Raw genomic sequence first — 24,779 nt, 5'->3', positions numbered from 1 at the left:
TTATTAATATTTATAAGCTTATCCAATTTACTCTGTTGGGCTTTTGAGTGCGAATTTGTGCAATTATCTTTGCGGCTGTTTATAAGTGAATTATCGTTTAGATCTATTCAAGTTGGTTGCCTATGCGAAAGCTATACTCGTGCCTTTGTCTTTTCTTATTGGTATCCGGTCATACGCTGCTAGCCCAAGGCAACGGCCCGGGTGTGCGGGGCGCCCGAGCAGCAGCGCTCGGCAATTCTTCCGTTACCATCAGTGACGTGTGGGCGATTGGCAACAACGTTGCAGGTCTTGGCCAACTTACGCAGCCCACAATAGGGTTTTATGCCGAAAACCGATTTTTAAGCCGCGCTTTCAATACAGCCGCGCTAGTTGCGGCCTTCCCGTTGGGGCCGTTGGCAAACGGCAAGCCCAAGAGCGGAGTAGTAGGCTTCGAAGCACAGCGCTTCGGCGATAAGCTGTATTCCGAGCAGCGCTTGGGCGTAGGGTATGGGTATCGTGGGAGTTTGGTGAGCATCGGTGCCCGACTCGATGTGCTGCAAGTGAGCATCGAACGCTTGGGCAGCCGACGTACTGCTGCGCTTTCGTTGGGCGGTCAGGCCGAAATCATTCCGAAGCAGCTAGTATTAGGCGCCTATCTCTACAACCTCAACCAAGCTAAACTCGCTGAATACCAAGACGAACGCGTGCCCACTGTGTTAAAGGCCGGTCTTTCGTACCGACCCAACAACAAACTCATGCTTAACCTGGAAACAGAAAAAGACGTGGAGCAATCCGCTGATTTTAAGGCCGGTATAGAATATCGCCTCCTAGAAGCATTAGCGTTGCGGGCGGGTTTCGCTACCCTCACCGAGCAAACGACAGCTGGCTTGGGCTTTCAGGCTGGGCATTTGCAAATCGAGTATGCGGCTGCTTGGCAAACCGTGCTGGGGCTGAGCCAGCATTTGGCAATAAGCTTACGGCTGGACGCCAAATGAGCCGGAAGTTGATGCACCGCCTAGCGGCTTTCCTGGGGCTCTTTCTAAGTATTGTGCCGGCGCTACAGGCGCAGGAATACGTACGCCCGGCGGCCGACCTCGACCGTTTGGTGCAGGAGCTGTTTGCCGAAATTCAGAGCGATCAAGTGCCGTATGAGGACGTGTACGAAACGTTGCTTCAGTATTACCAAACGCCCTTAAACCTCAATACAGCCACCCGCGAAGAACTGCGAAGTCTACTGCTCCTGTCCGAAGCCCAGATTTCTGCCTTGCTCCATCATCGCGAGCAGGTTGGTATGTTGTTGAGTATGTATGAGTTGCAAAGCATCGACGGATTTGACCTGCGCAGTATCTACCGCGTGGCGCCTTTTGCAACGGTGCTCGATGGCATCGTGGGAGGCAACCGCGGCCCGTTGTGGCAACGTGTCCTTCAGGAAGATAACAACGCCTTGCTAGTGCGCTACGAACGTGTGCTACAGCAACGCAAGGGCTATACTGCCCCCGATACCACCAGCACCGGCCGCCTGACGAGCCGCTACGCTGGCTCACCCGATAAGCTGCTAGTGCGTTACCGCGTCAGCCACGCCCACGACTTTAGCTTTGGTTTTACAGCCGAAAAAGATGCCGGCGAGGCTTTTTCCTGGAACCCTGGCTCGCGCCGTTACGGAGCCGATTTTTACTCGGCTCACTTCGTTGTGCACGAACGCGGCCGACTCAAAACGCTGGCGTTGGGCGATTATCAGCTGCAATTCGGGCAAGGATTGTTGCTTTCTTCGGGCTTTCAGGTAGGCAAAGGCGCAGAGACGATCACGAGCATTCGCCGCAGCAACGTGGGGGTGCGGCCTTATTCTTCGGTGTTGGAAAACTCATTTTTCCGCGGTGCAGCCGCTACTTTTTCCCTATCTAAAACGCTGCAAGCCACAGCTTTTGCCTCGTGGAAAAAGGTAGATGCCAGCATCCAGACAAGCACCGATTCGTTGGCAGAGTTCGATGAATTTTCCTCAGGAGTTTTGCTGACGGGCCTGCATCGGACCACTACGGACCTGGCCAATCGCAAAGACCTGCGCGAACTGATCAGCGGCGGCAACTTTACTTACACCAGTCGCAACAGCAATTTCAGCGCCGGCCTCACGGCCGTTGATACGCATTTCGACAAAGCCATTCTGCGCCGCTCGGAGCCTTATAACGCGTTCGAGTTCAGAGGAATGCATAACCTAGCCGTGAGTACGCACTACAGCTACGTGCTACACAATGCGTTGCTGTTCGGCGAAACGGCGCGCAGCAGCGGTGGCGGCTGGGGTACTGTGAATGGCGTGCTGGCCAGCTTAGCCTCCAACGTTGATGCTTCGGTGCTGTACCGACGGTATACGCGTGATTTTCATACGTTTTACGGCAACGCGCTCAGCGAAAACACCCGGAATATCAACGAAAGCGGCCTGTATATGGGCTTGAAAATGAGGCCGTTGTACAAATGGGAAATTTCGGCTTATTACGATCAGTTCCGATTTTCGTGGCTGAAATACCAGATCGGAGCCCCTTCGCAGGGCCACGACTGGCTGTTGCGCGTGGCCTTTTCGCCTTCCAAAACCAGTCTGCTTTACGCCCAAATGCGCTTGCGCGTGAAAGACCACGATGGCGACCTCGATCCGGTTCGGCCGGTGCCGGTGCCTACGGAGCGCCGCAGCGTACTGTTGTTTTACGATGCCAACCCCTCTGCCGCATTGAGCTTGCGTACGCGTTTGCAAGGCACGCATTACCGCGAAAACGACGGTCCGCGCCGCGCGGGGTACGTTCTGGCTCAGGATGTTACGGTGGCGGTGGTGCCGCGCGTACAGCTCAGCGCCCGTTACGCCCTCTTCGATACCGACGATTACGACACGCGCCAATACGTGTTTGAGCGCGACGTGCTCTATGCATTTTCTGTGCCGCCACTCTATGGGCAGGGTACGCGGGTATATGCCTTGGCAGAAGTCAAATGCAGCCGCCACCTTACGCTGTGGTTGCGCTACGACGAAACCCATTATCGGCACCACGCTACGATCGGCTCAGGGCTGGAGGAAATCCAGGGGCCACGCCGCTCACAAGTGAAAATGCAGGTTAGGTATAAAATATAAGTATCTGATTATAAAATGATTATATGCAATCAAAAAGGTCATACAACAGCACGTTGTACGACCTTTTTGATTGCTAGAAAACTGCTTGCTACTCCTTCAGCAGCCGCAGGACTGTAGTGCCTTCCGGAAGCGTCAGATGCAACTGGTAAACGCCCTTCGCCAACTGGCTTAGATCGAGGCGGTGGTGAAGCGGTGCAGCGCTTTTGGTGAGAGCTTCGGTGGTAACTGAGCGGCCAAGAGCATCCGTAACACGCAGGCTCAGAGATCCTTGCTTGCCGTTGTCAACGGTAAGCTGAAAGACGCCCGCGCTTGGATTTGGGAAGAGCTCTACGCCTTTGAGTAATGCCGCATTCTGGCTGCTGAGTACCACACTGGCAATGCTCTCGTTGGAGTAAGCCGACGGTCCGGCTGAGTTCACCGCACGCACCCGATAATAGTAACGTCCGCTGAGGGCCACCGGATCTGTATAGGTGGTCGTGTTGGCGGGCAGCGTGGCAATGCGCTGATAGGCTGTGTTGTTATCGGGTGAGCGCTCCAGCTCAAAGCCCGTTTCGTTGGTAGCGTTATCCGTCCACTGCACGTCGATGTTAGCAGTTCCGTTTGCGGTGCCATTGGCAAACGCGATGAGGCTGGTGGGCGCGTTGGGTACACCTAGCACGGTGCAGAGTTCCAGGTTCCAGCCTGTAAGCGTGCCACCGTTGCCGGCCGCATTATCGTTGATGGTCAGCGTCCAGTTGCCGTTGGCTGGGCTGTTGAGCAATTCGCTGAGAGAGTTGGCCGGCCGATACGTCGCGCCCGCCGTAAGCGGGCAACTCAAGGCCGCCGCAGCTGTTTCGTCAAGGCTGATATTGAAGGTGGAAGTACCCGCGCAGATGCGCGGAATCAGGATGGCTGTTCGCCCGGCCGGGTTGGTAAGCGAAATCTGCAATTCGCCCACGTTGGCATGGGTCAGGGTCAAGTTGCGGATGGCAATTGCCGATACGATTTCGGTCGTGCTTACCGTGATAACAGAAGTAGCAGTGGCCGGAGCATCAGCCGGAATGGCAACCGGCACTTGCGCAGCTGGGTACGCTTGGCAGGTAGGTGTGCTGGTCTGGAATTGCGTAGCGGCCGAATAGGCGGCGGGGCCGCACAGGCCGTTGCCCCGCACCCGCCAGTAATAAACGGTATTGGCCTGGAGTGGAGCGAGCAGCGTAAAAGTGGTGCCACTAATACTTGTTTGGTTGACGATGAGGTTGGTAAATCCCGCATCGGTGGCCACTTGCAGGTCGTAGCTGGTAGCGCTGGCGGCGGCACTCCACTCAAACCGCGGCCGGGTGGTGGTGCGTACTACGCTGGTAGGCGCAGTGGGAGTAGGCACCTGCGTAACGATGTCGCGTACCCGCACCCGCACTTGCTGCGATTGCGTAATGCCGTTGCTGGTGCCAGTTAGGTTGACGATGTAAATTCCTGGTGCAGTGCCAGTTGCGACGGAAATAGTCGCTTGGGAATTTGTGCCTGCGCTGATGCTGGCCGGTGCAAATGTTACGCTAAGCCCCGTCGGCAGGGTGCCGGCCGACAGCTCCACGTTGCCCGAAAAGCCCTGCAAAGTGCTTGCGCCTACGGGTAGGACAACGGAGTTGCCGGGACAAACTTCCGTCAGGCTGCCTTCTACGCACGAAGAGTTTAGGTAAAATGTTGGCCCTGTAAGTGCCTGAATGATAAAGTTTTGATCGGATATATCGAAGAAAATGTTGCCTACTGCTTGCACTTTGAGGCGAGCCCCAGTGGTGGTGGCAGTACCCGCGGGCACCGTTATCGACTCGCAGCCATCGTTGGGTGTGTTGGCGGCTAACACAACGGGGAAGGTCAGGCCGCCGTCGGTGGATAGGAGGATGTCTACGTTGGAGGCGCTAATAGGGGCTTGGTTGGTGTTTGACACGTCCCAGGTTACAAGCTGGGAAGCGCCGGCTTGCCACGTTGCGACCGTGTTTGGGGCCGTTACGACGAACGGCCCTGCCGTACCGACCACTGCCACGTTCATCGAATCGTAGTCAACGCCTCCACCGCCGGCCCGGTTATCCCGAGCGACGAGCCGAAACATCAGTTTGCGCGCATATGAAGGCAGCAATTCGCCGATTTGGTGCGTGTTGCCGAGCAAATCAGCAAGACGAGGAAAAGTCCGGAAACCCGAAGTAGCGGGCGCAAAAACCCGAAAGAGTGGGGCATTACCCGTGGGCGCGTTGGGGTTGCCCGAGGGGCCTAGGTCGTATTCTTCCCAGGAATAGGTGAGGGCATCGCCATCAGGATCGGTGGCGGAGCCGGAGAGCGCAAACGGCGTGCTGATCGGAATGCGGTAGTTCGCGCCAGCATTCACAACGGGCGGGTGATTGCCAGTTGGCGTCACCGTGGCACAATTACCAGGGCCCGTAACGTGCGCCAGAATTTGGTCGAAGCTGCGCGAATGAAAGTACGGATCGCTGTTGGTCTGGATGTTGTCGATGGCGCAAATGCCGGCATAGGCCATGATAGACGTGCCGCTGCCGGGCTCATACGCCGATGCCGAGGAGCGATTGCCGCTGCAATTGCCCGAGGTGCTGTTGAACGTATGATCGGCGCCGAATTGGTGGCCCATTTCGTGCGCTACAAAATCGACGTCGAACGCATCGCCCACTGGGTTGGGCAGCCCCGTTACACCGCGGGCCTTTCCCTGAACGCACACTGACGGCCGTTGCGCAATGCCGCCGCCGCCCGTACTGAATACGTGGCCAATATCGTATTTGCTATCGCCAATGCGCTGATCTACAGTGCTTTGGTTTTGATCGAGCATGGCCTCCCCGTTGTTGTTGGTGTAGGGGTCGGTGGTGCCGTCGAGGAAAATAAGGGTATCGTTTTTGGCTACCAGTACGAGCCGGATGGCCAATTCGCGCTCGTAGATGCCACTCACGCGGTTTACGGATGTGACAATGCCCGCCAGCGCGCCTTCTTTAGTGCCCTGTTTGGTGGCAGCGTATTCGCCGGTGCAGGCAACCGCCAGGCGGTACGTGCGCAATTCAGTACCGTTAGAGGAGCGCAACAGCGCTCCGGCAGCCGGCGCTGCCGTCTGGGTATCGCCTCCGGTGAGGCACACCGCTCCCAGCGCGTTCGGCGCCATCGCTTGCTTAGAAAAGACCAAGTGGTGCGTTGCGTCGGCGGCGCTAGCCGGGTCGATGTAAATGGTTTGCGAACCAGTTAGGATCTGGGCGTGAAAACCGGCTGGTGACACATCCAAGCGTGCCGTAGCGGAAGGGTCATCGATGCCCTGCGCTTCGTAGGTGCGGATCTGAGGATAGCGGGCCGCCAGTTCGGGAGCCATCACGGGCACCGTCGCCACCCGAAAACGCCCGGAAGTGCCATCGGGTAACGGCAGCGAAACCACAGTTGCGGAGTTGCGGGCGCCGGCGCCTTTTTCAGCAGGCGCCTGCTTCAATACTTCGCGCAGGGTCGAGAGTTGAAACGACACCGGCCGGAAGCGCAACAAGTCTTTGGTATGGCGGCGCGCCACAGCCGGAGCTTGCGGATCATCGGCCCACAGAACGCGTTGAGCTGCACTCTCGCGCGGAATTCCGGCCGCTGCTACCAATAAGCCACTCAGCAACGAAGCACGCCAACGTTGCCAAAATCTAGTAAACTGTATAGCCATAATAAGCCAGAATAGTCGTGAAAGTATAGCAGTGCGCGTTCCTTTAAATGTAGGCTTTTTGCTTCTAATTACCCCTGCGCGTTGCCAGTCTATAGAAGTGAAACCGTGACCGGATGTTGCACAAAAAAGCCTGCTTGCCAGAAAGGCAAGCAGGCTCAGAAAAGCAACGAAAGCCGAGTGTCACTTACGCATCCGTTTTCAACAACACGACCTGTACCTTATCGGCCGTGCTGATCTTGCGCCGAAAGTCGACGTAGGCCGGATAATCGGTGCGGTCAAAGCGGGTATGGGGCATGCTTAGGCGTCGGACATACTGCAACGTGCCATCGGGCAGGGCCTGTACCTGGGTGGTGTAGGTGCCAAAAGCCGTGGTGAGCTGCACCGGCGTCGGCAGGCTTTCGGGCTTAACACCCGCTGGCACGTGAAACCGAATGGTGTCGGCCTGCGAGTACGCGTGGCTGAGCCATACCTCGCTCTGCCGTTCGCCAACCGGCGGTACAATGGCGGACGTTTTGCTTAATAAGTTGATATTCAGAAAGATACGTTTACCGCTAGCGGCGGCATAATTAGGCAGGGCCAACGCCAAGGTTTCGGTTACTGCGGGCAGCCCAGGGAAGGGAGTTGACGCAAGGTTGAGCTTCGTGATGCTGAAGTTGGCCAAGGCTAGGCTTTCCGCAATTTTCTTTTTCTGCTCGCTTGCGTCCAAACTGGTGAGCAACGCACTGACGCGTTCCTGCTCCTGGCCGGTGCGCACCGTCCGGATGGTAGCGGTGGCATTGCCTTGGGCATCCACGTACACATCGGCCCGGCGCTCCCGGCGGTTTTCAGCGGCTCCGTACTTTGGCGTAGCCACCAGATGACCACCGCTGGGCATCAGCAACAGCGCATGGCGGTTGCCAGTGAAGCTGCCCATGTAGTTGAAGGCGATGGTTTGGCTGGTGCATTCGAGCCACACGGTATCGCGCTTGGCTCCTTTGGTGAGGGGCACGCACAGCACCACGTGGTTAAACTGACTGCTCGGAAAATCGGTGTGGATGTCGGGTTCATCGGCCCGCACCAATGCGCAGTACGAAGTAACCCCAGCGGCCTGCAACAAAGCTTTGCCATAGTTAGACAGCGCTTTGCAGTCGCCGTAGCCGGTGCTGCTGACGGTGCTCGCCGGGAAAGTTTGCCAGCCTCCCAGCCCCAACTGGATGGAGATGTAACGGGTATTGGCCTGCAAAAACTCGTACACTTTCCGGATGCGGGCGCGTTCGTCGGTTTCGCCCTGCACCAGCGCCGCAATGCGGGCTTTTACGGTTTCGGGCAACTCGTCGCGGCCGGCATTGAGCTCGTAGGTCCACTGGCTCAGCTGTTGCCACGACGTAAGGCTGCCGCTGTGGCCTTGCACTTCAAAAGTGGTAGGCGCCGTAACCACCATGGGCACTTGCTCCGAAATGGGTGGGCTGTCGGCTTCGTCTTCAAAAGCCGGTAAGTTGGCAAGCTCCCATTGGTACACTTCCAACGAACCGTCCTGACTACGAGCTGCTTTCACGCCTTTCGGCAGATGTCGTTCTTGGTAGCGTAGCGGCAGAGTAGCTGGCGTCAGTACCCGAAAGGTAGCGTGCTCCACAGCTTGCTGCTCCTCAGTCTGCGGGCTCCACGTTGAGTAGAAAAGCGAGTTGTCGGAAACTACTTCGTATTCAAAATCAACGGTGTAGGGATACGCAGTCTGGCGCAGGTCGGCGAGGCGGCCGCGGTTGTCGGTTGCCAAGCTAGAACCATCCGAAAGGCTATAGTCCTTCACGTTGTTGCTACGCAGGTTGTGAAGCAGCCGTCCGTCGGCATCGTACACGGCCCCGCGCAGGTAGTTGATGCTGTTAAGTTGGTCATACTGTACCAACTCCCGGCCTTGGCTGTCTCCGTTCTCGTCGAGTATCGTCACCACGCGGTGCACCGTGCTCACGGTCCGGCTCGGCGACTTTACCAACAGCGTTTCCTCATACTGCCGTACCACAGCATGCGCGTTTTCCCGCAGCGCCGCAGCTATTGCAGCCACCGGATATTTAGGCTGGCCGCCCGCGTACGCCGCGCTAGCGGCTCCGAGAAGCACCCCAAAGCAGGATGCGGCTTTTTTTATAAAGTGCATACTACCAAGAGGTTATGATTTCTTCTTCAACACAATTTGCTCGGCCTGTTTGGCAATCAGGCGGGCATAGAACTCGCGTAGCGAACCGTATTCGGCGGCTGAGTACACTGCCTTGCGCAAGCTCAGGCGGCTTGTTACCTGTAGCGAACTGGCGTTGGGTTGCACCGAGTACATGTAGCGTCCGCCATCGTTGGGCAAGTCCAGTACCAAAGCCTTCGGTAATTCATCAACATCATAACCGCTTGGTATGTTGATGTTTATGATAATCGTCTCATCAATGGGAGCGCCAAAGTCAACCGGGAAAAGGCGGTCTTCGTGAACAAACGGGTTTTTGTCGTCGCCAAAATGCCGGACTGGGTTTAGGTAAAGCGTAGTGGCCGGAGCTTCGGCACCGGGGCTTACAAACTCGTAATCCAGACCCAACGGATTTTGCAGCGCCGAGCGCTGGGTAAAAGCGTATTTGGCAATGTTCCAGCCTTCGTGGTTGCTGGCCAACTTCTCCATGAATTTCTTCTCGCCTTCCTTTTGCAGCTTTTCGCGGGTATAGACCCCGGTGTAGCCGCCGTGCTCCTGGTGTACTTTGCCCGTCCAGCCGCCTCGCTCGTCGAGTGTAAGTTGCACCATGCGGTAATCGACGAAACGCTGAGCGGGCTTCAGATCAACCCAGCGCGATTGCGCGACATCGGGCATAATCAGGTGGCCTTGGCCATTGAGGCAGCGCGTAGGCAATACGCCGCAAGGCACGAATTCTTCGGTAGCATCGGCCAGCATCTCTTTGCCGTCGGGCAGTGCGATGTGTGCTACCACATAATTAAACTTAGACAAAAGCGGTTGTCCGGAAACATTTACCCAGCCGTTTTCGCGTGTGCTGAGCAAAACGGGGTTGGCCTGAAAACCGGCATCGCGCAGCAGCGCCACAAACAACAGGTTTACATCGGCGGCGTTGCCGCTATGTTGGTCAAGAGCTTTGCGTAGCGTGCTGGTGGCGTAAATACGGTCGCTGCCGTTGTACTTCAGCGAGGTGCGCACGAGTTCGTGTACAGCCGCGATTTTGGCTGCCGGATCGGTGGCTTTGGCGAGCGCAGCGGCTAGCTGTTCCTTTAGGAACGTGTTGGGTTTCAATTGAGTACCAAACTGCTCGTCGGCGAGCAGATCCTTGTCAATCTTGTTCCAGGTGTCGGCTACCGGGTGGTAGCCTTCCTGCGGAAACTGATAGCCTGCCAGCTCAAAGTCGATGCTGGAGATGAAGTTCTCCGAAGCCGTCATGTACGGCTCCTCGCGAAACGCCGGGACATTTTTCATCGCCCAACGGTTGTTCGTCACGTTAGCAGTGATCGTACCGGCGTTTGACGAAGAGCCGGCTACGCTGTTCATGTCGCCGTACACGCCAAACCCTGTCCGCGTCACGCTTTGCTCGCGCACATCCAAGGGCTTGTAGCCCCGCATCTGGATTTTGTAGTCGAAGTACTCGGGCATGGCCACCCGGTACTCGCTCCAGCGCACCGGAATGGAATGCTGAAACTGCCAATCCTGAAAGTTGAACAAAAACTCCGACGTGATGCTGTAGGCAAATTCAATCACGGAGCCCACGCGCACATTGGGCATCGTGAACTTCTGAATGTTGGTGTTCGCCGTCGATTTTTCCTTGAAAATGGACGTGGAGGCCAGTTTTTCTTTCACCACCTGCCCGTTGACCAAGTTGTAGGTGAAGCCACGCAAGTTGGCCAGGCGCTCTTCCCGGCTGTCTTTGTGGTAAAGGGATATACTCCGCGTAGCCCAGTCGTAGCCCGATTTTTTAAGGATTTTGATGCGCATTACGCGGTCGAAAACCAGTTTAAAGCCTTCGTGGTCAGTGATAAAGCGCGATTGACCGTAGTCGCACAGAATGACGGCTTCCGAAGCGCTGTCGGCCACAAAGCCCTGCTCTTTTAGATCGGCCTCGTCGATTTTGCCGAATTTGATGGGATCGGGGGCTTGCCCCGCCGCTGGCGAAGCCATAAAACCACCCAAAAGCACTACCAAATAGAAGAGTAGCGAATGTTTCATGCAGTAGGATTGATAGAAAAAGGAGTAATAAAGTATCTGCATTCGAAAAGAATGCTGTAGTCAGATGCTAGCAGAGTACAATTAGAAAAGGCGCCAAACGCGAAGCAATATCTCGGCTAAACGGGCGCTAGTTACAATAATATGCAACGATATAACTATTTTAATTTAAATTTTAAATAGCTGGGTATTTTATTTATAAATTATTGATAATCAAGTAATTATAAATAATAGCTTGGGCCGCAATTCCTACAGCGGAGCGCTTGATAACAGCCTTGGCAGCAAGTTAGCTTAAGCTAGGCTTACGTTGCAAGCGCACACCCCACAGCAAGTACAACAATGCCATTAATGCAAATGCCGCCGATAGTCCGTACACATAGGAGAGGTGCGCTGGCACATTGCCATACAGCCACCCTGCCGCCAAAGCGCCTATCCCAATGCCTGCCTCCAACGCGATGTACATCGTAGCCACGGCCCGACCGCGGCGGGTTTCTTCACTCAAATCGATAGTCCAGGCGTAGAGGGTAGGAGAGTTGAGCCCGGAGCCCAATCCAAACAAAACGGCCGCCACCAGAAACACAACTCCCGATTGTGCCAGGGCCAGCGTCACCAGCGCCACCACCAGTATGGCCGTAGAAACCCGCAACACTGGCACGCGGCCATACCGGTCGGAAGCACGCCCTGCCACCAAGCGTACCACCAAAGAAGCAATGGTGAAGAAGCTGAAAAACAGACCTTTATTGCCAAGGCGCAGCAGCTCGCTGTGGTCGGGCACGACGGTAAGAATGCTGCCGTAGGAGAACATGCACAACAGCGTTACCAGCGATGGGGCCAGCACCTGCGGCTCCAAAATCTCGTTCCATTGCAGGCGTAGCAACCGCCAGCTAAACCGTTCGCGCTGCGGCAAGGGCAACGTTTCGGTCATGGTGCCCTGCACGGCCAGCGACAGCAGCGCCGCTCCCGACGAGCAGTAGAACATGGTATTTAGGGAGAAATGATCGGTGATCAGGCTGCCCACGGCCGGGCCGGCGGCCATACCCAGGCTCCCGGCTACGCCCAGCAACCCCATTGCCTCGCCCCGGCGCTCCAGCGGAATGATGTCGGCCACGAAAGCAGCCGTGCCAGTAGGCTTAAATCCCGTGCTGAAGCCGTGCAGTAAGCGCAGCAACAGAAACCCAGCCACAGTCGTCACCCACGGATAAAAAAAACCGCACAGAAAGCACACCAGCGACCCGAACACCATCACCGGAATACGGCCGACCGTATCGGCGAGCTTGCCGCTGAAGGGGCGTGAAAATCCCGCCGTGAGGGTAAACAGGGCAATGATGAAGCCTTTGTATTCCGCCCCGCCCAGCTGCGTCAGAAAATCGGGCAGTTCGGGCAACAACATGTTGAAGCTGGCAAAAAACAGAAAAGAGCTCAGGCACATCAACCAAAACCCGGCTGTGTAGATGCTGCTGCGGAAAAAGGGCATGCCGCAAAGGTAGAAATTGCCTACGCGCCGGTCTAGGCGATAGCAAACATAGTTTTAGCAACAGACCAGCTTGTGGAGAAGGGCTGCCAAAACGGCCGCTTGTTGAGTTTGGAGCAAACCTTGTCGTATAGGTGCTGTATGTCTGGACTTTCTGATTTTTTTACGACGATTTCTGCCAAGCGTCCGCGCGCCGATGGCAAACCCGCTCTTACCGTGCGCGAACGCTTTTCGGCGCTCCGCAACCTACCCGAATTTCTGCGCCTAATCTGGGAAACCAGCCCGTCGCTCACCTTGGGCAACATTGCCCTGCGCCTAATACGGGCCGCCCTGCCGCTGGCGCTGCTCTACGTGGGCCGGCTGATTCTGGACCTCATCGTTGGGCTGGCTCGCAATCCCAGCAGCACGACTTCCCTGACGCCGCTTTTTGAGCTGGTCGGGCTGGAATTTGGCTTGGCCATCCTTTCCGACGCCACGGGCCGGGCTGTGGCCTTGCTCGATAGCTTGCTCGGTGATCTGTTTGCCAACCGTTCGTCGGTGCGGCTGATGGAGCACGCCGCCCAGCTCGACCTCGACCAGTTTGAGGATAGCGCTTTCTATGATAAACTTGAACGTGCTCGCCGTCAGACACTTTCGCGCACAGTGCTTATGTCGCAAGTGCTATCGCAGGCCCAGGATGCGGTCACGATGGCGTTTCTGGCAGTGGGACTGACGGCGTTTAATCCGTGGCTGCTTTTGCTGCTGTTAGTAGCCGTGATCCCGGCGTTTCTGGGCGAATCGCACTTCAACGAGCGCAGCTATTCGCTGGTACACGGCTGGACGCCCGAACGCCGCGAGCTGGACTACCTGCGCGTAACCGGCGCCAGCGACGAAACCGCTAAGGAGGTGAAAATCTTTGGGTTATCGGGTTTTCTGATTGAGCGCTTTCAGCAGCTCTCCGACGAATTCTATAGCAAGAACAAAAGCTTGGTGGTGCGCCGGGCCACGTGGGGCACCTTCTTCGCGGCGGTTGGGGCGGCGGGTTACTACGGCGCGTACGTGTACATCATCACCCAAGCCGTACGCGGCCAGATCTCGATTGGTCAGCTTACGTTTTTATCGGGCTCCTTTGCGCGGATGCGCGGGCTTCTGGAAGGCATTCTGAGCCGATTTAGCAGCGTAGCGGAAGGTGCCTTGTACCTGCAAGATTTTTTCGACTTTTTCCGATTGCAGCCCCGTATCATTCGCGATGTTACGCGGCCTGTGCGTCCATTCCCCAATCCTATCCGCCAAGGCTTTGAGTTTGAAAACGTAGGCTTCAAATACCGCAACGCGGGCAAATGGGCGCTGCGCAACCTGAGCTTCACCTTGCAAGCAGGCGAGAAACTGGCTTTGGTAGGCGAAAACGGAGCTGGCAAAACCACGCTGGTAAAGCTCCTCGCCCGGCTCTACGACCCCACGGAAGGCCGCATTCTGCTCGATGGCTACGATCTGCGCGAGTACGACCCTGCCGAGCTGCGCCAAGAAATCGGGGTGATATTTCAGGATTTCGTACGCTTCCAACTGTCGGCTGGACAAAACCTGGCCGTGGGGCGCATCGAAGAAAAGGAAAATACGGACCGCATTCAATCCGCAGCGGCGCAAAGTCTCGCCGATTCGGTCATTCAGAAGCTGCCAGCCGGCTACGATCAGATTATCGGGCGGCGCTTTACGGGCGGTGTTGACTTAAGCGGTGGCGAGTGGCAAAAGATTGCGTTGGGTCGCGCGTACATGCGTGATGCTCAGTTGCTGATCTTGGACGAGCCCACCGCCGCCCTCGATGCCCGTGCCGAACATGAGGTCTTTCAGCGTTTCGCCGACCTTACTAAAGGCAAAACCGCCGTTCTGATCTCGCACCGCTTCAGCACCGTGCGCATGGCCGACCGCATCCTGGTAATTGAGAACGGACAGTTCGTCGAAATTGGCTCGCACGAGGCCCTGTTGGCCAAGGGCGGACGCTACGCCGAGCTGTTTGCGTTGCAGGCCGCGGGCTACCGCTAAATGTCGATTTACGCCAAAATTTTGTACATGCTTTATCAATTGATACTCAAGATCTAAGCCTGATTTTATTGCGTATCTTAGAGGGTATGTCGGTTATGAATATCACAGCCTATGAAACCTTCTGTTACGCTGCTTTTGGGTGTGGCACTAGCCCTATCGGGCTGCTTTGCTTCCCGGGAAGCCCGCATCGAATCGGACTATAGCTACAACGGCAATTTCCGGCGCTATCGCACCTACGATTTCGTCACCGGCGACGGCCTGGCCTCCGATACCAGCCACATCGGTACGGTGCTGCGCGAAGCCATTCAGTCGCGCCTCCGCATTCAGGGCTACAAGCCCGCCCGCCGGCGTCCTGATCTGTTGGTGAACTTCCGGGTATTTGAAGGCAACCTGCGCTTTCAGGGATATGCGCAGGAAGACCTGACTACCTGGATCAAGAATGGGTTGGTCGAAGACGACGAAACGCCCAAAGAAGAACGGCAGCCTTACAAACCCGTCCGCTTGCTGCTCACCGACGGCACACTGCTGATTTCGCTCATCGATAACCACACCAACCGCGCCGTCTGGAACGGCTATGCCTCAGGAGTGGCGGTGCCGCCTGGTCCCCAAGGCGAAGTAATTCTGCGGCGATCGGTGCGCTCGATATTCGATCAGTACCGCATCTTTACCGAAGGATATATAAATTCAGATCGTTGATAACGAAAGAGTTATGAAATAGATTGATTGGGCTTTTGACCAAGGCCTCTCAACAACGAAAAGCCCCACTGCCGAGATTGGCAGCGGGGCTTTTCGTTGTTGAGGGAAACTGTTAGAGGGCTAGCGTCGCGCGGTAGGAATACGGAACTGTATACCCACGCTCGGTACCACCGTAACCCCTTTCAGGGTCGCCGACCGGTTGTTGAGAAGCTGGTAGGTGCCATAATTCTGGTAGAAAATCGACACGGCCGGAATGAAATAGACGTAGCGATACCCAATCTTGACGTTGGCAAAAGCGCCGTAAGAGGAAAAGTTTTGCCGTTGCGTCAACAAGCTGGCTACCTGCTGATTAACCTGGCCGCTCCCCGGCCCCTGATAAATTCGGTCGGGGCGGAAACCGTAGCGCAAAAACGTGTGCGAGTATACCACTCCGTAAGAAAAGGCGCCTATTTCCTCCTCCGGCCCAAACGAATGGCTTACCACAAGCGGAATGATCAGGTCGTGGCGGGACGCCTGAAAGCGTAACAGATTGGAGATGTTGTCGAGGAAGGGTAGGTTGGGGAGCTTGGCCCGCTGTGTAGCGTATTGCAGTCCGATGCTGGCATAAGTTGCGTTGGCTACGCGTCCGCCGGGGTTTTCGGGAGTGCCAACGGGGCCCAGAAACTGATACATGGCATCGAAAACATGGGAGCCAAACGCGTACTTATAGCCCACATCCAACCGGTCGATGACGCCGTAGCGCAGGTACAGATCGGAAGCAGGCTGCACGGGATCGAGTACGTAGGCCAGGGCCGCAATTTGTAGTCTGTCAACTAGTTGGCTGTACTGGATGGTGTCTTTGCGGGCAGCTTCCTGCGCGGCGGTTTTCAAGGTGCTGCCGACGCGGTTGAGCGTTTCCTGCGGCACGTTGAAAGACATGTTGCCGCCCACCTTGAATTCGCCTTTTGGCGTCACTTTTCCCGTACTCACAATGGCGCGCGGGGCGGTACAGGCGGTGGCAAGCAAAAGGCCCAGGGCGGGCAAAAAGCGGAGTAGAGGCAAGCGATTCATGAAGCGGAGCAAGGAGATGAGGGGCAAAAGTCGGAAAAGAAACGAGTGCTACGGCTGCTTACGCCAAAACCGGGCCGGATGTATGGCATCCGCTATACGGCAGCCGATGGGATTTTGCCATCTTTGCGGTAATGTTGACTGTGTTTTTGTGTTGGCTTGTAACGGCTTGGCTTACTGTTGCTTTCGGTTGGGTTACTTGGAAAATGGCGGCGCGGATGGGTCTGCCGGGTACCGGTGAGGTACTGAGTTTCGAATGGCTCAGTCTTACCGGAATAAGTGTCCTGACTGTTTTTCTGACGGTTTTATCATTGTTTCTTCCGCTAAACGAAGCGGTGCAGATCATCAGCGGAACTACAGGCTTGGTCATCACGCTGGCCGGTCGCAAATCGTGGTGGCGGTACATAGTGCATAAGTGGCAACGGAGGGGTACGGCCTATTACGGGCAGGCCTTGTTAGTTACTGTATTGATAATCTGGTTGTTATGGCGGGCGGCCAACCCTACTACCGCTTTCGACACCGGTTTGTATCACCTCCAGACCTTACAATGGATCGAGCGCTATCCGGCCGTTCCGGGCTTGGGAAATCTGCACGGGCGGTTGGCCTTTAATTCCAGCCTGTTTCTGCCCATGGCCTTGTTGCGGTACGGTACGCCCAGCGGGCCCGCGTATTGCTTGGGCTCTTACTTTTATCTGCTGATGGCTGTGGTGGCGGCTCGGCGTGCTACCGCAAGGCACGCCCCAACGCTATCCGACAGCTTACACTGGGTGTGGGCACCCATATTGTTGTTTTTCGCGCTGATATACTGCTTTCAGGTATGGCTGTCGTCCACTTATTCCGACTGTCCGCTGGCTGTGTTACTGGGCTTGCTATTTCTGCGTTTCGGCGAAAAAAGACAATCCTCTTATAATCAAGGGGTCGATGCAAGCGACCTTCTGCTGTTGCTGTTGGCCCTTATTGCCACAACTATCAAGTTGTCAGCGGCTCCTGTGCTGCTGTTGCCGGCTTATAAAATTTGGCAAAAACGGCGTTTGGTAACCTGGCCGTGGCTAGTATGCTTGGTAGCACTGGTGGTTGGGGTAGTCGGGCCGTGGCTGGCCCGCAGCGTCGTGCTGTCGGGATATCTGATCTACCCCTTGCCGGCTCTCGATGTATTCGCAGTCGATTGGAAGGTGCCGGCTACCTACGCCCGCATGGAGCAGAACATCATTGCCAACACGGCGCGGCAAGCGATGCAGAGCCCCTACGCGCCTTTTGCCGAGCCCTGGCATACCTGGCTTCCGCACTGGTGGTCGTTTGAAACGCCTTATACCAAAGCCGTGCTTCTGCTTGCGGCTCTGTCGCCGCTGGTGGTGCTGGTGCGCTGGCAGCAGCGGCCGAAAGAGCAGGATGGCTGGCTAGGAGGTTGGTTGGTGGCGTGGCTGGGTAGTACGTATTGGTTTTTTACGGCGCCGGATTTTCGTTTTGGCGCCGGGTTCTTGCTGGTAGCCGGGTTATGGCCCTGGCTTTCCGCGCGGTGGCTTGCTTGGAGTGTTCGGTGGCAGTACGCGCCCATGCTGCTGGTATTGTTCTACGCCTTGCACAATCTGCGTGAGCCTGTCTATGAATTTCGAACGAGTCCTGCCACGTTCCTGAGCAAGGCCATCTGGCCCGCTTTGCCGCCCGTACCGGAAACGGTAGAGGTGCCTATTCGCGGAATCGTGGTGCGCGTACCTCGCACAGGGGTACGCTGCTGGGGAGCTCCATTGCCCTGTTCATTTTGTGTAGAAGCAGATCTGGCACCCCGGGGCGCGACTCTGGCGGAAGGTTTTCGCTGGCAAAAAAGCAAGTAGGCCGAAAACTAGTCGCCATTTGTACCATAAAATGCTGATTATAAATATTTTGTCAATGTCTGTGAACAAGCAAGCCTTTTGCAAGGCAGCTGACGCCTCAACAGGCCGGGGCCTTACGTTTCTGACTATCTTTTTTTCCCAATGCTGAGTTTGCTGCTGTGCTGGTTGCTCGTAGCCGGCGTCACGCTGATCATTGGATGGTCGGTTTGGAGAGTGGCCGCGAAGGTGGGCCTTCTTGCTGGCCAGGAAGCCTTGCCACTAGAGCTGCTGAGCCTGTTGGGACTAAGTATTCTGGCTATGGTGCTGGGAATCAGTTCTTTGTTTTTTTCTGTTGGGTTGTCTAGCCAAACTGCGGTTGGTGTGGTAGTCTTGGGACTTCTGGTAGGGCAGCAGGCTGCTTTGCGCAGAACCATCCGGAATGCTTGGCGAGCAGCACATCCGCTGCAAGCGATTGTGTTTGCGGGGGTTCTGGCGGTGCTGGGCAGCTTTATCCTCTGGAAGGCTTCTTTGGGAATCCGCAATCCTGACTCAGGGCTTTATCACGTTCAAAGCATTCGCTGGATTGTAGAATACCCGGCTCTTGTTGGGCTGGGCAACTTACACGGCCGGCTGGCTTTCAATTCCAGCGTGTTTCAGCTAATGGCGCTGGCGCGGTATATGAGTCCGGTGGGGCCGGTGTATAGCTTGTCGGGCTACTTTTTTACGCTGGTAGCAGTAGCTACAGCGCGTAGTGTTACTGCTCCTCTACGAGGAAAGCCCGCAGACGATGCTCGCTTGATCTGGCTGGCGCCGCTTTGGTTTCTGCTGCTTTTGCAGGTGTACGGCCCCTGGCTGTCGTCACCTTCGCCCGACTGGGTGCCTCCTATTGTATGCTTCTTTCTTTTCTTCCAATACGCCCGCAAATGGGAGCGCGGACAAGGGCGGCAGCTAGATAGTAATACCTTGCTAATCTTGCTGTTAGCTTTGTTTGCGGTCACCGCAAAGCTGTCGGCGCTGCCCATTTTGCTGCTGCCTCTGCATAGTCTGTGGGCGAGTAGGCACCAGCTAAACAGGCGTTGGATAATCGTGTGCCTAGTGGCGTTGCTGGTAGTGCTGGGACCGTGGGTGGCGCGCAATGTGCTCCAGACGGGGTACTTGGTCTATCCTTTGCCCGCCCTCGATGTACTGGCGGTCGACTGGAAAATCCCGATCAATTATGTGCGTCAGGAAAGCTACATGGTAACCAATTATGCTCGGCGCGTTGCCCAGCCTATCTGCACGGTGCCTGCACCGTTGTGGTCTTCGTGGCTGGCGCGCTGGTGGATACACTTCTTGGAACCCTTCAATCGAGTACTGCTGGTAGCCGTACTGCTTTCGCCGCTGCTGGCTGCTTTCCGGTGGTGGCGTCGCACCGACGCGGAGAATGGCTGGGCAGCCGGCTGGTTGATTGGGTTTGTGGGAAGTGTATTCTGGTTTCTGGCCGGACCAGATATTCGTTTTGGAACTGGATTTTTGTTCGTAGCTGCTACTTGGCCGCTCATTGGTCCAAGATGGCCCAGCCGACGCGGCTTGGTCGCTGGGCTGCCCTTGGTGGTGATGGTTGCGTGGGGAATTCAGCATCTGCGGGATCCTTTTTACCAGTTGCGTACCCTCTCCAGTGCCATTACCAGCTGCTGGATTTGGCCCACACCCATTCCCGAGGCTGCTACTCGCCCCCTCGCCCTGCGAAACGGCCTCCAAGTAACAGTGCCAGTTACCGGCGACAAGTGCTGGAACGCCCCGTTGCCCTGTGTTCAATGCGCAGAAGTAGGTGTAGAACTGAGGGGTGCGACTATAGCCGATGGCTTTCGAACCGGTGACAACGCCCCGGCGGAAATGTGCTGTCTGCCAATACCCAAAACGCCCGAGGAAGAACTCGCAGAAGCCCGGCAGGATTCGGTACACCGCGCCCGTATGACGCAGATGAATCGCGAAATTAAGCTGCAGTACAGGTAAAATGTAGTTATTTACCGCTTCCACTTCGGCTACGATTTCCCCATGAATATACTTTACGGTGTTCCCGGCGAGGGACTTGGCCACGCCACGCGCAGCAAAGTTGTGATTCGATATCTGCTCGACCAAGGGCACAACGTGTGCGTGGTAAGCAGCTCGCGCGCCTACCAAATGCTGGCAGCCAATTTTCCGGGCCGGGTGCACGAGATTCGGGGCTTTCATTTGGCTTACAAGCACCTTGCCGTGTCCAAATCGCGGACGGCGGCGCTCACGCTACGCTCAGCCCCGAAAAGCCTGCGCGTCAACTTTGCCAAATACCGCGAGCTGCTCTGCGATTTCCAGCCCGATTTGGTGATTTCCGATTTTGAGTCGTTCAGCTACTTCTTCGCCAAGTGGAAGCGCCTGCCGCTGATCAGCATTGATAACATGCAGATAATCAACCGCACGCAGCTGGATATCACCGTGCCGGCTTCCGAACGCACCAACCTTGCGTTGGCCCGTCAGGTGGTGCGCGCCAAGCTGCCGCGCAGCCAGCGCTATTTCATCACGACGTTCTTTCAGCTGCCCATTACTAGGGAAAACACTACGCTCGTTCCGCCTATTATCCGGCCTGAAATCCTGGCGGCGCAATCCACGGTTGGCAACCATGTGCTTGTGTATCAATCAGCTACTACACAAAAGGATCTGGTGCCGCTGCTGCAAAGCTTGCCAGGGCAGGAGTTTCGGGTATATGGTTTCAACAAGGAAGAGGGCCACGGCAACGTACAATTGCGGGCATTTAGCGAGCAAGGCTTCATCGACGATTTGGCCCGCGCCCGCGCCGTAATCACCAACGGTGGTTTTTCGCTGATCAGCGAAGCGGTGTATTTGCACAAACCCATCTGCGCCATCCCGATACCGGCGCAGTTTGAGCAGTTTCTGAATGCGGCTCAAGTAGAAAAGCTAGGCTACGGCCGCCATTTCGCGGCGCTGACAGCTGACAATGTGAAAGCTTTCCTGTACGACCTTGGCGGGTTTGAGGAAGCATTAGCGGACTACCAGCAGCACGGGAATGATTTGTTATTCAACGAGTTAGATAAAGCGCTTGAGGTAATCAGCGAAGTTGTTTTGTAAGTAATTGTTTATCAGATATTTACAAAATAGCCATGCGGCTTTCGCCGAAGTTGGACAGTTCGGCTGATTTCCTTGGAGCCGGCATGAATGATCGGCAAATGTGATGGGGTTAGCAGAAATGGTAGCGGCCCGAGTACAGGCAGTGAATCTGGTTGGCGCCCCGCCGAGATTTTGGCTACTTTGTAGCCAACCATGAACCAACGTCCCTTTTCTGCCTCTGCTGCCACGCATTTTTTAGCGGGGTTGGGCTTGTGCCTGAGTGCCTGCGTTTCGCAGCCTCGGCCCGAAGCTCCGATTGCCACTGCGCCCAATAAGTTTGTGGCCGACGCCGTGCTACGCGAAATCGCTACGGCACAGGATGAGCGTCGTACCGCCGTGCTGTTGCCGTACCTCGACCGCGCCGAGGCAAAGTACCGCCGCGAGGCCGCATGGGCATTGGCTTCAGTGCAGGACCGGGCGGCCACCGCAGCCCTCAGCGCTCGCCTCACCGATGCGGATGCGACCGTGCGCCGGGCCGCCGCCTATGCTTTGGGTCAAACTGCCGATTCGACGGCAGAAAGTGCTTTGCGACAACAAATTACAATTGAAAATGACCCGATAGTCCGAAGCTATGTGCTCGAAGCGTTAGGCCGGTGCACATCGCGGGCGGGACTAGGCGCGCTGGTGCGGTTGCCGGGTAATTTGGCTGCCGATACCTCCGCACTAGTGGGGCAGGCTTGGGGAATCTACCGGGCGGGGCTGCGGGGCATCACCTCAGAGCCCGCGGTGGCCAGAACGGTTCAATTGCTCAACCGGCCCAATCCTTACGGCGCACGCATGGCTGCCGCCAATGCGTTGGCCCGCACCCGCGGCCTCGACCTGACTACCTACGCTACGGCAATTGGCAGCGCCGCCCAAACTGACCCCAGCTACGTGGTGCGCAGCGCGGCTGCGGCGGCCTTGGGCAAGGCGGGGCAGGCCCCTAGTGTGCCCGCTTTGCTGGCGCTGCTGGCCCGCCGCGACTCCGATTACCGGGTGCGGGTGAGTGCGTTGCGGTCGATGAATGCGGCCATGTATGCGCCGGTAAAGGAGGCAGCGTGGGAGTCACTTACGGATTCCAATAACCAAGTCGCCCTGACGGCTGCTGAGTTTTTTCTGGCCAATGCCAGCGACGAGTCCGGTACGCTCTTTCTGGAAAAAGCCAACAAGCTTTCGCAGTGGCGGGTACGGGCCACATTGTTGGCCGCCGCGCTGAAACAAGCCGGTGCCGACCAGCAAGCCATTCAGCGGGCGGTGGAAGAACGTTATACGGCCGCCACCGATCCGTATGAAAAAGGCTATCTGCTCAAAGCCCTGGGCGAGGACCCAACGGCGTATGAGTTTGTGGAAAAAGCCACTTTCACACCAGCCCAGCCAGTAGTTATTGGCACTTATGGGATGGAGGCGCTGGTAAGCCAACGGCGCAAGCCCAGCTTTCCGGAGTCCCAGCAGGCGGCTTTTGCCCTTACGCTGCGGCGGGCCATCGGTAGCGGCGATGTGGCCGTGATGGGGACGGCTGCCGAAGCCATCCGCGATCCGAAGCTGGACATGCGACGCCTGTTGCCCAATGCCGATTTCCTCGTTCAGGCCCGCGAAAAGCTGGTGATGCCCCGCGATCTGGAGGCTTACCAGTCGTTGCAGCAAACTATTGAGTATCTGCAAAAAGCGAAACCGACGCCCGTTGTGCCGGCCCAAGCCGCTTCACATCCCATTGATTGGGCCTTGGTGCAGACCATTCCGGCTGGGCAACGCGCTGTGGTGCACACCAGCAAAGGCGACATCACGTTCAGCCTACTGGTAGAAGATGCGCCGGGCTCCGTGGCCAGCTTCGTGGCTTTGACGCAGCAAGGCTTTTACAACGGCAAAAATTTTCACCGGGTCGTTCCCAACTTTGTGGCACAAGGCGGCTGCCCGCGTGGCGACGGCTGGGGCAGCACCGATTATAACCTGCGCTCCGAATTTGCCGATTTGCACTACGGCGAAGGTGCCGTTGGACTGGCTTCGGCGGGCAAGGATACTGAAAGTTGCCAGTGGTTCATCACCCACGCGCCCACTCCGCATCTCGACGGGCGCTACACGATTTTCGCGCAGGTCGTAAAAGGCATGGATGTTGTTAAAAAGCTGGAAATCGGCGACCTGATTGAGCGTATAGAATTGGTTCGCTGATAAATAATTGATAATTAATTAGTTATGCATGAGGCCCGTCTGGTAACCAGACGGGCCTCATGCATAATGAAGAAGTGAAGGGCATCTCTATTTGTCTTCGCGGCCGTGTACTTGAGCAGGCGGCGTAGTAGCTTCAACGGCGGTAAAAGCCTCCAAAATTTTGTACGTGTGGGAGGCTCCCTTGGGCACTACCCACGAATTACCCGGCTCGAGAATTACGGTCTGTCCTTCCGAGTGCAGCTCGGCCCGGCCGCTGATGACGTAGCCCACGGTTTCATAGGGGCGGCTGGCAGGCTCTTTGGCGTCGGAAGGCTGTTCGTTTTCCCACATGCGCATCGAAACGTGAATGCCGGAAGCCAAGTATTTTTCGCCCTCGGGGCCTTTGGGAGAGTGGCGGGAGTCAATTTTGGTGATGGTCGTGTCTGCCATGGTTGTGTGCTTAAAGGCTAGGTAAAGAATACGTTAGTCCTAACGCAAGCAGAAGGGGAGGGGTTGTCCGGCGCCGCGCCGACAAACCTTCGGCACGACCTGTGGTTATGAAGCGTTGCTGTCTCACTATCTTGACCTCATAAGCCGGAACCGGGTACTGCAACTCGTCAGCTTTGGCGCCCGTCCGTTCACTGTTCATGAACACTTCCTTCGTACAGTCTTTGGCTCTTGCGCATCAGCACACGCCGGCATCGCTGCCGGGGCCGGCTTTTTGTGCGTTCGCCGAGCGCCTACTGCAACTCCTTTTCCCGGAGCGCGCCGAGCGCCCGTTGCCCAATGCCGATGCTGTTGCGGCGCACTTGCAAGAGCTTCAAACCGACTTGGCGCATCTGCTGAGTAACGTAACGCTCACCCAGCCCGCCGCGGCGGTTGCTTCCACGTTTATCGATCGCTTGCCCGCGATCCGGGTATTGCTGCTACAAGATGCCCGGGCAATCGTGGATGCCGATCCGGCAGCGCAAGGCTTGGAAGAAGTAATTGCCTCATATCCTGGATTTTACGCTATTTCCATGCACCGCTTTGCGCACGCCCTGCATCAGCTGGGGGTTCCGCGCGTGCCGCGGTTGCTGAGCGAATATGCGCACGCTCGTACGGGCATTGATATTCATCCTGGGGCTCGCATTGGCCCTTCCTTTTGCATCGATCACGGCACCGGCATTGTGATTGGCGAAACGGCTATCATCGGTGCCTACGTCCAGATTTTCCAGGGTGTGACCCTCGGCGCGCTGAGCGTAGCCAAGCATTTGGCGAACATCAAGCGGCATCCCACCATCGAAGACCATGTCGTGGTGTACGCTGGCGCTACCATTTTGGGCGGCAGCACGGTCGTAGGCAGCCACAGCATCATCGGGGGCAACGTGTGGTTAACGGAAAGTGTGCCGTCGCATTCGCGGGTGTATCACCGCGCCCAGATTCACGTAACCCGCTCGGAAGACCCTACTGCCGACATCACCTTTTCCATCTAAGCCTACGAGGGTGAGAGACAGCAACCGGGGGGCATGCTTTTTAAGTCGCGAACCGGCGTCGAGCGGCCGCAG

At 56.6% G+C, this 24,779-nt stretch carries 15 protein-coding genes; 9 read left to right on the top strand and 6 right to left on the bottom strand.

Annotated elements, in window-relative coordinates; translation table 11 throughout:
* Positions 1-122 precede the first annotated feature (122 nt).
* Both FHG12_RS04345 and FHG12_RS04340 read left to right on the top strand, forming a co-directional pair.
* Positions 123-974, top strand: coding sequence for a PorV/PorQ family protein (locus FHG12_RS04345; protein ID WP_139514562.1), 852 nt, complete (start codon positions 123-125; stop codon positions 972-974).
* Positions 971-3,088 (top strand): helix-hairpin-helix domain-containing protein, encoded by a 2,118-nt coding sequence (locus FHG12_RS04340; protein WP_230471288.1) that lies wholly within the window; start codon positions 971-973, stop codon positions 3,086-3,088. Before FHG12_RS04345 ends, FHG12_RS04340 begins: the two co-directional genes overlap by 4 nt.
* An 88-nt stretch (positions 3,089-3,176) precedes the next feature.
* On the opposite strand, the gene FHG12_RS04335 is transcribed toward FHG12_RS04340, so the two are convergent.
* The 4 genes from FHG12_RS04335 to FHG12_RS04320 form a co-directional block, all read right to left on the bottom strand.
* Positions 3,177-6,749: a reprolysin-like metallopeptidase gene (locus tag FHG12_RS04335; protein ID WP_139514561.1), complete on the bottom strand. Its 3,573-nt coding sequence runs from the start codon at positions 6,747-6,749 to the stop codon at positions 3,177-3,179.
* A gap of 184 nt (positions 6,750-6,933) precedes the next feature.
* Complete coding sequence (locus FHG12_RS04330) at positions 6,934-8,877, bottom strand: DUF3857 domain-containing protein (RefSeq protein ID WP_139514560.1); 1,944 nt, start codon at positions 8,875-8,877, stop codon at positions 6,934-6,936.
* A gap of 12 nt (positions 8,878-8,889) precedes the next feature.
* Positions 8,890-10,923 (bottom strand): DUF3857 and transglutaminase domain-containing protein, encoded by a 2,034-nt coding sequence (locus tag FHG12_RS04325; protein ID WP_165699299.1) that lies wholly within the window; start codon positions 10,921-10,923, stop codon positions 8,890-8,892.
* A 283-nt stretch (positions 10,924-11,206) separates the two neighbouring features.
* Complete coding sequence (locus FHG12_RS04320) at positions 11,207-12,394, bottom strand: MFS transporter (protein WP_139514558.1); 1,188 nt, start codon at positions 12,392-12,394, stop codon at positions 11,207-11,209.
* 138 nt (positions 12,395-12,532) lie between these two features.
* Here FHG12_RS04320 and FHG12_RS04315 point away from each other — a divergent pair, with 138 nt between their 5' ends.
* Together FHG12_RS04315 and FHG12_RS04310 are read left to right on the top strand one after the other, a co-directional pair.
* Complete coding sequence (locus FHG12_RS04315) at positions 12,533-14,410, top strand: ABC transporter ATP-binding protein (protein ID WP_139514557.1); 1,878 nt, start codon at positions 12,533-12,535, stop codon at positions 14,408-14,410.
* Between the two features lie 111 nt (positions 14,411-14,521).
* Positions 14,522-15,106, top strand: coding sequence for a DUF4136 domain-containing protein (locus FHG12_RS04310; RefSeq protein ID WP_139514556.1), 585 nt, complete (start codon positions 14,522-14,524; stop codon positions 15,104-15,106).
* A gap of 120 nt (positions 15,107-15,226) precedes the next feature.
* Here FHG12_RS04310 and FHG12_RS04305 read toward each other — a convergent pair whose 3' ends face one another.
* Positions 15,227-16,156, bottom strand: coding sequence for a hypothetical protein (locus FHG12_RS04305; RefSeq protein ID WP_139514555.1), 930 nt, complete (start codon positions 16,154-16,156; stop codon positions 15,227-15,229).
* 131 nt (positions 16,157-16,287) lie between these two features.
* On the opposite strand from FHG12_RS04305, the gene FHG12_RS04300 reads away from it, so the two are divergent.
* From FHG12_RS04300 to FHG12_RS04285, 4 genes are all read left to right on the top strand, one after another.
* The gene (locus FHG12_RS04300; protein ID WP_165699298.1) at positions 16,288-17,985 is read left to right on the top strand and encodes an LIC_10190 family membrane protein; all 1,698 of its coding nucleotides are present in this window, start codon (positions 16,288-16,290) and stop codon (positions 17,983-17,985) included.
* Positions 17,986-18,126: 141 nt separating this feature from the next.
* Positions 18,127-19,959, top strand: a complete 1,833-nt coding sequence (locus FHG12_RS04295) for an LIC_10190 family membrane protein (protein WP_139514553.1) — start codon at positions 18,127-18,129, stop codon at positions 19,957-19,959.
* Between the two features lie 42 nt (positions 19,960-20,001).
* The gene (locus FHG12_RS04290) at positions 20,002-21,069 is read left to right on the top strand and encodes an MJ1255/VC2487 family glycosyltransferase (RefSeq protein ID WP_139514552.1); all 1,068 of its coding nucleotides are present in this window, start codon (positions 20,002-20,004) and stop codon (positions 21,067-21,069) included.
* Between the two features lie 192 nt (positions 21,070-21,261).
* Positions 21,262-23,253: a peptidylprolyl isomerase gene (locus FHG12_RS04285; RefSeq protein WP_139514551.1), complete on the top strand. Its 1,992-nt coding sequence runs from the start codon at positions 21,262-21,264 to the stop codon at positions 23,251-23,253.
* A gap of 87 nt (positions 23,254-23,340) precedes the next feature.
* Here FHG12_RS04285 and FHG12_RS04280 read toward each other — a convergent pair whose 3' ends face one another.
* On the bottom strand, positions 23,341-23,682 hold the full coding sequence (locus tag FHG12_RS04280; RefSeq protein ID WP_139514550.1) for a cupin domain-containing protein: 342 nt from the start codon (positions 23,680-23,682) through the stop codon (positions 23,341-23,343).
* Positions 23,683-23,879: 197 nt separating this feature from the next.
* Here FHG12_RS04280 and FHG12_RS04275 point away from each other — a divergent pair, with 197 nt between their 5' ends.
* Positions 23,880-24,707, top strand: coding sequence for a serine O-acetyltransferase (locus FHG12_RS04275; RefSeq protein WP_139514549.1), 828 nt, complete (start codon positions 23,880-23,882; stop codon positions 24,705-24,707).
* The last annotated feature ends 72 nt before the right edge of the window (positions 24,708-24,779 follow it).

This window comes from Hymenobacter jejuensis, from assembly GCF_006337165.1.
In the GTDB taxonomy this organism is placed as follows: Bacteria; Bacteroidota; Bacteroidia; order Cytophagales; family Hymenobacteraceae; genus Hymenobacter; species Hymenobacter jejuensis.
The sequence above is the reverse complement of the archived record's forward strand: the minus strand, read 5'-3'. Positions and strand labels throughout refer to the sequence as shown.